Here is a 13166-nt window from a genome sequence, read left to right on the forward strand (position 1 = left end):
CCATGTTCGCAGTGAGTTCGACATGATGCCCGAACCCGGCGTCATCGGCACCGCTGATCATGCCGCCTCATGCCCGTCATTGAACTGCAGCGCCGCCAGCCGGGCGTACAAGGCGTTGCTGGCAATCAACTCCTGGTGCGTACCCACCGCCACCAGTTTTCCCTGGTCCATCACGGCGATCCGGTCGGCGTTCTTTACCGTGGCCAGGCGGTGGGCGATGACCAGGGTGGTGCGATTTTTCATCAGGCTCGGCAGGGCTTGCTGGATCAGGTGTTCGCTCTGGGCATCGAGGGCACTGGTCGCTTCGTCGAGCAGCAGGATGGGCGCGTCCACCAGCAATGCCCGGGCAATGGCCAGGCGTTGGCGTTGACCACCGGACAGGCCGAGGCCGGCATCGCCCAGATGCGTCTGGTAGCCCTGGGGCATGGCTTCGATGAAGTCGTGGGCGTAAGCGATTTTCGCGGCGTCACGAACCTGCTCCAGGGTCGCCGTCGGGTTGCCGTAGCGAAGGTTCTCCTCGATGCTGCCGAAAAACAGCGCCGGGGATTGCGAAACCAGGGCGAAACAACGCCGCAGGTCGAGTGGGTCAAGTTGGGCCAGCGGCACACCGTCCAGCAGGATGCACCCTTCGGCCGGGTCGTAGAAACGCAGCAGCAGGTCATAGACCGTTGACTTGCCTGCGCCGGAAGGGCCCACCAGCGCCAGGGTTTCACCGGCCTTGACGGTCAGACTCAAGCCATCGATGGCGAAGCTTTCAGGGCGCGACGGATAGGAAAAGCGCACGTCCTGCAGCACCAGATTGCCGGCGACCCGTTCGGGCAGTGTCACCAGCCCGGTCGACGGCGGCTGGATGATGTTTTCCGAACGCAGCAATTCGGCGATCCGCTCGGCGGCCCCGGCGGCGCGTTGCAGCTCGCCAATCACTTCGCTCAGGGTGCCGAACGCACTGCCGACGATCAGGCTGTAGAAGACGAACGCCGCCAGTTCGCCTGCGGAAATCCGCCCGGCCATCACATCCATGCCGCCGACCCACAGCATCACGCCCACGGCGCCCAGCACCAGCACGATCACCAGGGTAATCAGCCAGGCACGCTGGAAAATCCGCTTGCGGGCGGTGTTGAACGCTTCTTCCACGGTCGCGGCAAAGCGCTGCTCGTCCTGGACTTGATGGTTATAGGCCTGCACGGTCTTGATCTGGCCCAGGGTTTCGGACACGTAGCTGCCGATGTCGGCAATTCGGTCCTGGCTCAGGCGCGACAGGCTGCGGACCCGCCGACCGAAGATCAGGATCGGTGCGATCACCAGCGGCAAGGCAATGACGACGATGCTGGTCAGCTTGGGGTTGGTGATGAACAGCAACACGATCCCGCCGATCACCATCAACAGATTGCGCAGAAACAGCGACAACGACGAGCCGATCACCGATTGCAGCAACGTCGTGTCGGCCGTCAATCGCGACTGGATCTCGGAACTGCGATTGTTTTCGTAGAAGCCCGGATGCAGGTAAACCAGATGGTTGAACACCTGTCGGCGGATGTCGGCCACCACACGCTCACCGATCCACGACACCAGGTAAAAACGCACGAAGGTTCCGACCGCCAGGCCCAACACCAGAAGCATGAACAGGCCAATGGTCTGGTTCAGCAAATGCGCGGACTGCGTCATGAAACCCTGGTCCACCAGCAGCCGGATCCCCTGCCCCATGGACAGGGTGATGCCCGCCGTGACAATCAGCGCCAGCAAGGCTGCGAAGGATTGCCAGCGATACGGCAGGAGAAAACGACTGGCCAGGCGAATCGCGCGGCGGTGGCGGGCAGAAAGCATCAGGATGTTCCCGTTCGTGGATTATGGGACCGGCTCTACCCTGTAATGGGGGGAACTCTGTAAATCACAATGAGTCAGGTTAATTATGACCGCAATGACCACACCCTAGGCGCTATTGGTCTAAGGCTCGGCTAGCCACACACGGTTATTTCTGGTGGACTGGCGTCGCCGCCCCGCAAAGATCGCAGGGAGTTGTCACAGCCCGGTCACCTGGCGGTTCTACAGTAAGCGCACAACCTGATGAGGAGACAGGCCATGTCCTTGCAAAACAGCAGCAGCGACAAGATTCAAGTGATCCGCACGCAACCGAACCAGTCTCTGGGTTGCTCGATCATTGACGAAAAAGGCCGCGAAGTACCAATCACCGAAGGCATGATCCAGGACGCCTGCCGCGAACTGGAAAAACGATTGGTCAAGCCTGCCAAACAAGATTGATATAGCCACCGTCTTCTGGACCCGGCCTTGATGGCCGGGTTTTTTGTGGGTGTCATCTGGAAAACACCTGGCGGGGCCGGGCCGATCGCGACAGGCTCGCACGGTTTTCTAGATGGCCGACGCGCCCAGCGCCGCCACTATCCTGCGCAACTCAGGCGAATCCCCCTCGATCCGTACCTGCAACCCATCGATTTCCCGCCGCGATGGGTAGTGCTTGCGCAACGCGTCGAACGCCGCACGCTGTTCGCTCACGCTGCCGACCAGGCTGCGGCGGAAATCCGCGTCGTCACGGCGCGGGTCGTACACGCCACGGCACACCATGGCCAGCGCCCAGGCCGGGTCGCAGTCGGCGTTCAATGTCACCTGTGACAGCCAGGGCGACGGCAACAGGTCGCTCAACTTGACCTGGGCAGGCAGTCCGAGGAAATCGCAGAATGCCTGATAGATCTGTGCCGTCCCGCGCTGTTTGCCATCGAGGCTGTAGCCGGCGATGTGCGGGGTGGCCAGTACACAGAGTTCAGCCAGTGCCACATCGACTTCGGGCTCGTTTTCCCAGACATCCAACACCGCTTGCAGGTCCTCGCGCTCGAGCAACACCTCGCGCAGCGCAGCGTTATCCACCACCGGACCGCGGCTGGCGTTGATCAGCCAGGCGCCCGGCTTGAGCTGGTTCAGGCGGCGATCGTCAAACAGGTGCCAGGTCGATCCAGCGCCCGATCGGGTCAGCGGCGTGTGCAGACTGATGACATCGCATTGCTCGATGATGTGCTCGAGACTGACGAAATCGCCCCCCTGCGCGGCCTGCCGTGGCGGATCGCATACCAGCACTTTCCAGCCAAGGCCTTGCAGCACCTTGACCAGCCGGCCACCGACTTCACCGGCACCGACCACACCGTAAGTGCGCTGGGTCAGGTCGGCGCCTTCGATGTCGGCGAGGGTCAGCAGACTGCCCAGTACATAGTCGACCACGCCACGGGCATTGCAGCCCGGAGCGCTGGACCAGGTGATGCCAGCCTGCTGGAAATAATCGAGGTCCAGGTGATCGGTGCCAATGGTGCAAGTACCGACGAAACGCACCTTGCTGCCTTCGAGCAGCGCGCGATCGACGCGGGTCACCGAACGCACCAGCAGGACATCGGCCTGCTCGACGGTGGCGCGGTCGATGGAACGCCCGGGTACCCGGCGGATTTCGCCGAAGCGGGCGAAGAACGCGTCGAGCAGCGGGATATTTTCGTCGGCAACAATCAGCATGGCAGGCTCCTTTGGCGGATCGGCAGTGTAGGCGCAGATAGCGGGTCACGCCTAGCGCGGCTCTCGGTTTTAACCGGTGGCTGCGCGCCCGACTGCTCCGACAACGGGTGAGTGCGATCCGGGGATTACAAATCGCTAACACAGGATTTTTCCTGACCGTTGCGTCAGGGCGTAGAATGCGCCGCCCAGCGCCTCAACTATTTGGACGTTTCGCCCTTGAATTCCGTGACCGACCGCCCCGCCGCTTCCCTTGACCGCCTGGCCCGGGTCCGCCTGGAGCTGAAGAACCTGCTCGGCCTGGCGCTGCCCATCATGATTGCGCAACTGGCAACCACGGCGATGGGCTTCGTCGATGCGGTGATGGCCGGTCGTGTCGGCCCCAGAGACCTGGCGGCGGTGGCACTGGGCAACTCGATCTGGGTTCCGGTGTTCCTGCTGATGACCGGCACCCTGCTGGCCACCACGCCGAAAGTTGCCCAGCGTTTTGGCGCCGGCACCCACAGCGAAATCGGCCCGATCGTGCGCCAGGCTTTGTGGCTGGCAATTGTCGTGGGTTTGATCGCGACCACGCTGTTGCTGTGCGCCGAACCGGTGCTGCACATCATGAAGGTCGACCCCGAGCTGATCGGTCCCTGCATGCAATACCTGCACGGCATCGCCAGCGGTTTACCGGCCGTGGCGCTCTACCACGTGCTGCGCTGTTTCAGCGATGGCCTGGGACGCACGCGCCCGGCCATGGTCATCGGCCTGTGTGCCCTGGCGCTGAATATCCCGCTGAACTACGTGTTCATTTATGGCCACTTCGGTGTGCCGGCCATGGGCGGTGTCGGGTGCGGCTGGGCCACGGCCATCGTGATGTGGATCATGGCGCTGGGCATGGCCGCCTGGGAACGCTGGGCGCCCGTCTATCGCTCGAGCCAGTTGTTCAGCCGTTTCGACTGGCCACAATGGTCGGTGATCAAACGCCTGCTGGCCATCGGCCTGCCGATCGGCATCGCGGTGTTCGCCGAGTCGAGCATCTTTGCCGTGATCGCGCTGTTGATCGGCAGCCTGGGCGCTACCGTGGTGGCGGGCCACCAGATCGCGCTGAACTTCAGCTCGCTGGTGTTCATGATCCCCTACTCCCTGGGCATGGCCGTGACCGTACGTGTCGGCCAGGCGCTTGGCCGCCAGGAGCCCCGTGAAGCGCGGTTCGCCGCCGGTGTCGGGATGGGCACCGCACTGGCCTATGCGTGTATTTCCGCGAGCATGATGCTGTTGTTGCGCGAGCACATCGCGACGATCTACACCGCCGACCCGACGGTGATTCACGTGGCGGCGATGCTGATCGTGTATTCGGCGCTGTTCCAGTTTTCCGATGCGATCCAGGTCACGGCAGCCGGCGCACTGCGCGGGTACCAGGACACGCGGGTGACGATGGTCCTGACCCTGTTCGCCTACTGGGGCATCGGGTTGCCGGTGGGGTACACGCTGGGGTTGACCGACTGGTTCGGCGCGCCGAGCGGCCCGAGCGGGTTGTGGCAAGGCTTGATCGTGGGACTGAGCTGCGCGGCGCTGATGCTGACGATCCGCCTGACGCGCAGTGCGCGCCAGCGGATCCGCATCAGCCGGGGCGCCGGTCAGGCAAGTTTCTTGCGAATCCAGTAGAGGTAGGTGCCAGCCTCTTCATGCTGCGCAACCAATTCGTGGTCGAGGAATACGCAGAACTTGGGGATGTCGCGGCGGGTCGACGGGTCGGTGGCGATCACCTTGAGCAGGCCGCCGGGGGCCAGGTCACGGATGTGCTGGTGCAGCATCATCACCGGCTCCGGGCAGTTCAGGCCGGTGGCGTCGAGGGTGCCGTCTACCGGCGTATCAAGCAGTTCACTCATGATTTACTCCTGAAGCAGGCCGGCATTGTCGCGCAATGCCGGGTCCATCGTCATCCACCCTGCGCAAACGCTTCGGTCAGCGGGCCTTGGGCTTCTTCACATCCAGCCGGCGCAAGTGGCAGGTGACCTCCTCGCGGTCGTGATACAGCTGCTTGCAGCCGATCTCGACCCGGATGCCGCGGGCCTTGAACCCATCGGCGATGCGTTCCAGCAAGCGCGTCACTTCGGCGTAGCGTTGTTTCATCGGCAACTTGAGGTTGACCACCGCTTCACGGCAATGACCTTCGCCGATCCACTCTTCCAGCATCGCCGCATTGCGCGCGGGCTTCTCGACGATGTCGCAGACCATCCAGTCCACCGGTTGCCGGGGTTTGTAGGTGAAGCCATCGGCCATCAAATGTTGCACCAGGCCCGTGTCCATCAGGCTTTCGGCCATCGGGCCATTATCGATGGCGGTCACCAGCATGCCGCGGTTGACCAGTTGCCAGGTCCAGCCACCCGGCGCGGCACCGAGGTCGACACCGGTCATGTCGCTGTGCAGGCGCTCGTCCCACTGCTCCCGGGGGATGAAGTGGTGCCAGGCTTCTTCCAGCTTCAGGGTCGAGCGACTCGGCGCCTCCCGGGGAAACTTCAGGCGCGGAATGCCCATCGGCCACATCGCCGAATTGTTCGGCTCGGCCAGGCCCAGGAACACTTCGCGACCGCTTTTGAAGGTCAGCAACAGACGTGGCTTGCTCGGGTCATCCACCAGTTTGCCCGCCGCCAACAGGGCCTTGCGCAGGTGCACCTCGAATTTCTTGCAGAAGTTCGACAGCGCCTTGCCGTCGTTGGTGTCGACCATTTCCAGCCACAGGCTGCCGCACGGGGCAACGTCCACCAAGTGCGCGAGGATCACGCTGATACGGTCGGTTTCCGGCAGATCGATGAACATCCCCCGGGCCCACTGGCGCGGGAAGATCAGATCGGCGAAACGCAGACCGCGCATCAGGCGCTCGGCGCCCTCTTCTTCGGTACAGACGAACTCGGCATAGGCGCTGGCGGCTTTCGCCTTGGCGTAGCCGGCCACGTTGAGCCGAGCGGCGTGCTCGGAAATCTCCGAACAGACTTCACCTTCGAAGCCCGGTCGGCAATGCATGAAAAGGGTGTTCATCTTTACTCCTGGGCAGATGGCGAGACATTCAACCACTGCGCGATGCCCAGGCTTGCGTTGAAGCAAAGCCTGTCATGAAAACCGGCGCATGATAGCCGAGTTCGAGCCCCTGGACCCGGCGATTCAATGCAGCCCCCGGAATTTTGCCCGCCCACGCAAAGGGCCCGGATGCAATATCCCTTGGTTTAGTGGCATCACACCATCTGACGATTGAGGCGATCCGGTCGAACCATCACGATGGTCACAGACTCTGAGTATCGTACCCACCGAGCTGCCAAAAAAAGGCAACCGGTCATTCGCCTTACGCAGCAAACAGGGCTAGGTTTAATGCTCTGCCCGTCCCCTCAGTCCGTAGCCGTGCGGACGCAAAGGAGTGATTGCAATGCCGTCCCTCGATAGCCTGAAAACCCTTAAAACCCTGCAAGTCGACGACAAGACGTACCACTATTTCAGCCTGCCCGACGCTGCAAAAAGCCTCGGTGACCTGGACAGGCTGCCGATGTCGCTGAAAGTCCTGCTGGAAAACCTGCTGCGCTGGGAGGACGAAAAAACCGTCACCGGCGCCGACCTGCGGGCAATTGCCGCCTGGCTCAAGGAACGCCGCTCGGATCGCGAAATCCAGTACCGCCCGGCGCGGGTGTTGATGCAGGACTTTACCGGCGTTCCCGCCGTGGTCGACCTGGCAGCCATGCGCGCCGCCATGGCCAAGGCCGGTGGCGATCCGCAGCGCATCAATCCGCTGTCGCCGGTGGACCTGGTGATCGACCACTCGGTGATGGTCGACAAATTTGCCAGCCCAAGCGCCTTCGAACAGAACGTCGACATCGAGATGCAGCGCAATGGCGAGCGTTATGCCTTTCTGCGCTGGGGCCAGAGTGCCTTCGACAACTTCAGCGTGGTGCCGCCGGGCACCGGCATCTGCCACCAGGTCAACCTTGAATACCTCGGCCGCACCGTCTGGACCAAGGACGAGGACGGTCGCACCTACGCCTTCCCCGACACCCTGGTGGGCACCGATTCCCACACCACCATGATCAACGGCCTCGGCGTACTGGGCTGGGGCGTCGGCGGTATCGAGGCGGAAGCGGCGATGCTCGGCCAACCGGTGTCGATGCTGATTCCGGAAGTGATCGGCTTCAAGCTCACCGGCAAGCTCAAGGAAGGCATCACCGCCACCGACCTGGTGCTGACGGTCACGCAGATGCTGCGCAAGAAAGGCGTGGTCGGCAAATTCGTCGAGTTCTATGGCGATGGCCTGGCCGACCTGCCGCTGGCCGACCGCGCGACCATCGCCAACATGGCCCCGGAATACGGTGCCACCTGTGGTTTCTTCCCGGTGGATGACGTGACGCTGGATTACCTGCGCCTGTCGGGCCGCCCGCTCGACACCGTGAAGCTGGTCGAGGCCTACAGCAAGGCCCAGGGCCTGTGGCGCCTGCCGGGCCGGGAACCGGTGTTCACCGACAGCCTGGCGCTGGACATGGCCAGCGTCGAAGCCAGCCTCGCCGGGCCCAAACGCCCGCAGGACCGGGTCGCCCTGCCCAACGTGGCGCAGGCGTTCAGCGATTTCCTCGGCATCGCCCTCAAACCTACCAGCAAGGAAGAAGGCCGCCTCGAAAGCGAAGGCGGTGGCGGCGTGGCAGTGGGCAATGCCGACATGGCCGGCGAAGCGGATTACCAGTTCGAAGGCCAGACCCACCGGCTGAAAAACGGCGCGGTGGTGATCGCTGCCATCACCTCATGCACCAACACCTCCAACCCTAGCGTGATGATGGCCGCCGGCCTGGTGGCGAAAAAAGCCGTGGAAAAAGGCCTCAAGCGCAAACCCTGGGTGAAAAGCTCGCTGGCCCCCGGTTCCAAGGTGGTGACCGACTACTATAAGGCGGCCGGCCTGACGCCGTACCTGGATCAGCTCGGTTTCGACCTGGTGGGTTACGGCTGCACCACTTGCATCGGCAACTCCGGGCCGCTGCCCGAGCCGATCGAAAAAGCCATCCAGAGCGCCGACCTGACCGTCGCTTCGGTGCTGTCGGGCAACCGCAACTTCGAAGGGCGGGTGCACCCGCTGGTGAAAACCAACTGGCTGGCCTCCCCGCCGCTGGTCGTCGCCTACGCGCTGGCCGGCACGGTGCGCATCGATATCAGCAGCGAACCCTTGGGCGAAGACAAGGACGGCAACCTGGTCTACCTGCGGGACATCTGGCCAAGCACCCAGGAAATCGCCGACGCGGTGAACCAGGTCAACACGGCGATGTTCCACAAGGAATATGCCGAGGTGTTTGCCGGCGACGAACAATGGCAAGCGATCGAGGTACCCCAGGCAGCGACCTATGTCTGGCAGGATGATTCGACTTACATCCAGCACCCGCCGTTCTTCGACGACATCGGCGGCCCGCCGCCAGTGGTCAGGGACGTGACGGGGGCGCGGGTCCTCGCGCTGCTGGGCGACTCGGTGACCACCGACCACATCTCGCCCGCCGGCAACATCAAGTCCGACAGTCCGGCAGGGCACTACCTGCGGGAGAAAGGGGTGGAACCGCGCGACTTCAACTCCTACGGTTCCCGGCGCGGCAACCATGAAGTGATGATGCGCGGCACCTTCGCCAACATCCGCATTCGCAACGAAATGCTCGGCGGCGAGGAAGGCGGCAACACCCTTTACATCCCGACCGGGGAACGGATGGCGATCTACGACGCAGCCATGCGCTACCAGGCCAGCGGCACACCGCTGGTGGTCATTGCCGGTCAGGAATACGGGACCGGCTCCAGTCGCGACTGGGCTGCCAAGGGCACCAATCTGCTCGGGGTCAAGGCGGTCATCGCCGAAAGCTTCGAACGCATCCACCGTTCCAACCTGGTGGGCATGGGCGTGCTGCCGCTGCAATTCAAGCTCGATCAGAACCGCAAGAGCCTGAACCTGACCGGCAAGGAAACCCTGGACATCCTTGGCCTGACCGGTGTCGAGCTGACCCCGCGCATGAACCTGACGCTGGTCATCACCCGTGAAAACGGCAGCCGGGAGAAGATCGAGGTGTTGTGCCGGATCGACACCCTGAATGAAGTCGAGTACTTCAAGTCAGGGGGGATCCTGCATTACGTACTGCGACAGTTGATAGCCTCTTGAGCAACGCGTGATCACTGCACCGCCTTCGGGCGGTGTTTTTATTTTCGGGGTATTGATCCCTATAATCGCCGCGCCTCAGCCTCCCGCCCACCCATGCCTGTGGGGCCGGTTGCTCGGCTTCATTTCGCCCACAAGGACACCCAATGCCCGCCCTGCCCTGGACCTACCTGATTCTGCTCTCCCTGGGCTACGGCCTGGCCCTGGCCTACGGCCACCTTGGCTGGTTGTCGGGCATTTCCATTGCACTGCTGCTGACCGCCGGGTTGGCCGCCCGCCAGCGCCAACTGCGATTCGGTCGCCATCTCGGACACGCCTTGTTCCTGTTCATGGCCCTGGCGCTGGCACTGCACTGGCTCCCGGGTTTCTACAACGGCCGCGGCATCAATCCGCAGCGTTTCAGCGACGATGCGGTGCCGTTTTCCATGTACCTGAACCTGGACAAACCGCTGATCGGCTTCTGGCTGCTGCTGGTCTGCCCATGGATCGTCGGCCGGCGCTCACTGCGCCTGTCCGCGTACGCCACGGCGATGGGTCTGGCCGTGAGCGCCGTGCTGGCGTTGGGCGGTGCCGCGTTGCTGGGCGTGATCGACTGGGCCCCGAAATGGCCTGACCAGGCCTGGCTGTGGTTGTTCAACAACCTGTTGCTGGTGACGCTGGTGGAGGAAGCGCTGTTTCGCGGTTACATCCAGGGAGGGCTTGCCCGGGCGTTCAAACACCTGCCGCAAGGCGAACACCTGGCCCTGCTGCTCGCCGCGCTGCTGTTTGGCCTGGCTCACTTGAGCGCGGGCTGGCAATGGGTGTTGCTGTCCGCCCTGGCGGGCATCGGCTACGGCCTGGCCTACCGCTTCGGCGGATTGGGGGCGGCCATTGCCACGCACTTCGGTTTGAACCTGCTGCATTTCGGCCTGTTCACCTACCCGATGCTGGCCGGCTGACGCAACGGTCACTTTGCGACGCACTGCCGAATATCAAAAAATAATTTCAATTAATCGCTGGCGTTGCCGACAACCTGTGAAAGCCTTGCGGACAAAAAAAAGCCATGCGTAACAACCAGCCCATTACTCAGAGCGAACGGACGTTCCCGGCTCAACAACGGTTGATTTCCACGACCGATACCAAGGGCGTCATCACCTACTGCAACGACGCGTTCGTCGACATCAGCGGGTATTCCCGTGATGAATTGATCCGTGCCCCCCACAACCTGGTCCGTCACCCCGACGTACCGGCCGCCGTGTTCGCCCACATGTGGGGCACGCTGAAACAGGGCCTGCCCTGGATGGGCATTGTCAAAAACCGCTGCAAAAGCGGTGACTACTACTGGGTCAACGCCTACGTCACGCCAGTCTATGAAGGCAATCAGGTCATCGGTTACGAGTCGGTACGGGTCAAACCCACCGCCGAACAGATCCAGCGCGCCAAAGCGCTTTACCAGCGCATCAACCAGGGCAAGTCGGCGATTCCATCCTCCGATAAATGGTTGCCGGTGCTGCAGGACTGGGTGCCATTCATCCTGGTCAGCCAACTGAGCTTCATGATCGGCGCTTCGCTCAACTCCCAGTGGGGTTTTGCTCTGGCCGCCGGCCTTTCCGTGCCCCTGGGGCTGCTGGGGCTGAGCTGGCAACAGCGCGGCCTCAAGCGCTTGCTGCGCCTGGCCGAACAGACCACGTCCGATCCGCTGATCGCGCAGATGTACACCGATAGCCGTGGCGCACAGGCGCGCCTGGAGATGTCGATCCTCAGCCAGGAAGCACGCCTGCGAACCTGCCTGACCCGCCTGCAGGACACCGCCGAACACCTGACCGAGCAGGCCAGGCAGTCCGACTCGCTGGCCCACGACAGTTCCACCGGCCTGGAGCGCCAGCGCGTCGAGACCGAGCAGGTGGCCACGGCGGTCAATCAGATGGCCGCCACCACCCAGGAAGTGGCCAGCCACGTACAGCGCACCGCCGACGCTACCCAGGAAGCCAATCGCCTGACCGGTCGTGGTCGCGACATTGCCGGGGAAACCCGCGATGCGATTCAGCGTCTGTCGGAGGTCGTGGGTGAAACCGGCCTGACCGTGACGCAGCTGGCCAAGGACAGCGACGAAATCGGCGGCGTGGTCGATGTGATCAAGGGCATCGCCGACCAGACCAACCTGCTGGCGCTGAACGCGGCCATCGAAGCGGCGCGTGCGGGTGAGATGGGGCGCGGGTTCGCGGTGGTGGCAGACGAAGTCCGCCAACTGGCGCAGCGCACCAGCGAGTCCACCGGGCAGATCCACGCCCTGATCGCCAAGCTGCAACAAACCGCCAACTCCGCCGTGCAGACCATGGACGCTGGCCATCGCCAGGCCGAGGAAGGTGTGGCGCGGGTCCTGGAAGCAGATCAGGCCCTGGTCGGGATCAGCGAGGCGGTGGCCAACATCACCGACATGACCACGCAGATCGCCGCCGCGACCGAAGAGCAAAGCTCGGTGGCCGAGGAAATCAGCCGCAACATCAGCAACATCTCTCACCTGGCAGACCAGACCTCGGAACAGGCCCAGAACTCGGCGTTGCTCAGTGAAGAACTGATCAAGACCGCGAACACCCAGTATTCGCTGGTGGAGCGGTTCAACCGCTGAGGGTTGCTGCCAGTCAAGAACCCGGACGGTGAAAGCCTCCGGGTTTTTTATTGCCGCTGTGAAAAAAGAGGCATGAAGACTTCAATCGCGAGCCAGCTCGCGAAGAGGTGCCGGAAAGGCCTGCATGCCTCACCGCAGAAACGCAGCCACCCTCGCCGCCGCCGTCGCCAAATGCTGCTCATGGGTCAACCCGGAGGCCTTCAACGGCTTCAAATCATGGTCCCCCGCGGCCAGCCAGCCGATCTCGATGCCCGGTGACAGCGCATACCCCTCGACCGCCTCGCGATTGCCCAGCGCATCGCGCTCGCCCTGGACAATCAACGTGCGCGTCTTCAAGCCCGCCAAGTGCTCGACCCGCGGCTTCTCGGGCTTGCCCGCCGCGTAAAACGGATAACCCAGGCACACCAGCGCATCGGCTCCCAGCTCATCGGCCAAAAGACTGGCCATTCGTCCGCCCATGGACTTGCCGCCGATGGCCAGGCGCCCGGCGACATGGCGTCGCACCACGGCATACACCTCACGCCAGCACTCCAGGAGTTTTGGCGCCGGGTTCGGCGGACGTTTACCGCCATCGACCCGACGTTGCGCCATGTAGGGAAACTCGAAGCGCACCACGTTGACGCCCCGTGCGGCGAGGCGCGCAGCCATGTCGTTCATCCAGTCGCTGTCCATCGGCGCACCGGCGCCATGGGCGAGTATCAGGGTCACCGGTTGCGCCGAGTCCGTTGAAGAGGCCGCATTCCACAACCATCCATGTTCGTGCAGGCACCGCGCCCATTGATCCCCGTCAATACTGGCATTGTGCTCTTTGTCCATGCTTGCCTCGCTTTTAGTCTGCCTATAACTCCAGTCGAAGGGTGCGTCTGCCTTGCGCGAACGTCTTTCCTTGGGCTGAACCGTGGATGG

General features: G+C 63.1%; 10 protein-coding genes. 5 read left to right on the top strand and 5 right to left on the bottom strand.

Going from position 1 to position 13166, the window contains the following annotated elements; translation table 11 throughout:
- Positions 1-57: 57 nt before the first annotated feature.
- Positions 58-1824: an ABC transporter transmembrane domain-containing protein gene (locus tag IB249_RS01955; protein WP_192301839.1), complete on the bottom strand. Its 1767-nt coding sequence runs from the start codon at positions 1822-1824 to the stop codon at positions 58-60.
- A 255-nt stretch (positions 1825-2079) separates the two neighbouring features.
- Here IB249_RS01955 and IB249_RS01960 point away from each other — a divergent pair, with 255 nt between their 5' ends.
- Positions 2080-2259, top strand: coding sequence for a PA1571 family protein (locus IB249_RS01960; protein WP_192301840.1), 180 nt, complete (start codon positions 2080-2082; stop codon positions 2257-2259).
- Between the two features lie 108 nt (positions 2260-2367).
- Here the strand turns inward: IB249_RS01960 and pdxB are convergent, their stop codons facing one another.
- A complete protein-coding gene (gene pdxB / locus IB249_RS01965; protein WP_192301841.1) occupies positions 2368-3510 on the bottom strand; it encodes a 4-phosphoerythronate dehydrogenase PdxB in 1143 nt (380 codons plus the stop codon).
- Between the two features lie 216 nt (positions 3511-3726).
- Here pdxB and IB249_RS01970 point away from each other — a divergent pair, with 216 nt between their 5' ends.
- Complete coding sequence (locus tag IB249_RS01970; protein ID WP_192301842.1) at positions 3727-5157, top strand: MATE family efflux transporter; 1431 nt, start codon at positions 3727-3729, stop codon at positions 5155-5157.
- Here IB249_RS01970 and tusA read toward each other — a convergent pair.
- Together tusA and rlmM are read right to left on the bottom strand one after the other, a co-directional pair.
- Complete coding sequence (gene tusA, locus IB249_RS01975; protein ID WP_192301843.1) at positions 5130-5381, bottom strand: sulfurtransferase TusA; 252 nt, start codon at positions 5379-5381, stop codon at positions 5130-5132. The genes IB249_RS01970 and tusA overlap by 28 nt on opposite strands.
- 76 nt (positions 5382-5457) lie before the next feature.
- Positions 5458-6531 carry a 23S rRNA (cytidine(2498)-2'-O)-methyltransferase RlmM gene (rlmM, locus tag IB249_RS01980; protein WP_192301844.1) on the bottom strand — a complete coding sequence of 358 codons (1074 nt, stop codon included), beginning with the start codon at positions 6529-6531 and terminating at the stop codon, positions 5458-5460.
- A 382-nt stretch (positions 6532-6913) separates the two neighbouring features.
- Between rlmM and acnA the strand changes: the two genes are divergently transcribed.
- The 3 genes from acnA (at position 6914) to IB249_RS01995 (ending at position 12260) form a co-directional block, all read left to right on the top strand.
- Positions 6914-9655, top strand: a complete 2742-nt coding sequence (gene acnA, locus IB249_RS01985; protein ID WP_192301845.1) for an aconitate hydratase AcnA — start codon at positions 6914-6916, stop codon at positions 9653-9655.
- A gap of 143 nt (positions 9656-9798) precedes the next feature.
- Positions 9799-10590 (top strand): type II CAAX prenyl endopeptidase Rce1 family protein, encoded by a 792-nt coding sequence (locus IB249_RS01990; protein WP_192301846.1) that lies wholly within the window; start codon positions 9799-9801, stop codon positions 10588-10590.
- A 104-nt stretch (positions 10591-10694) separates the two neighbouring features.
- Positions 10695-12260, top strand: coding sequence for a methyl-accepting chemotaxis protein (locus IB249_RS01995; protein ID WP_192301847.1), 1566 nt, complete (start codon positions 10695-10697; stop codon positions 12258-12260).
- Positions 12261-12389: 129 nt separating this feature from the next.
- Here IB249_RS01995 and IB249_RS02000 read toward each other — a convergent pair whose 3' ends face one another.
- On the bottom strand, positions 12390-13076 hold the full coding sequence (locus tag IB249_RS02000) for an alpha/beta family hydrolase (RefSeq protein WP_225606799.1): 687 nt from the start codon (positions 13074-13076) through the stop codon (positions 12390-12392).
- Positions 13077-13166: the final 90 nt, after the last annotated feature.

It is taken from the genome of Pseudomonas sp. PDM04 (genome assembly GCF_014851765.1).
Taxonomy (GTDB): Bacteria; Pseudomonadota; Gammaproteobacteria; order Pseudomonadales; family Pseudomonadaceae; genus Aquipseudomonas.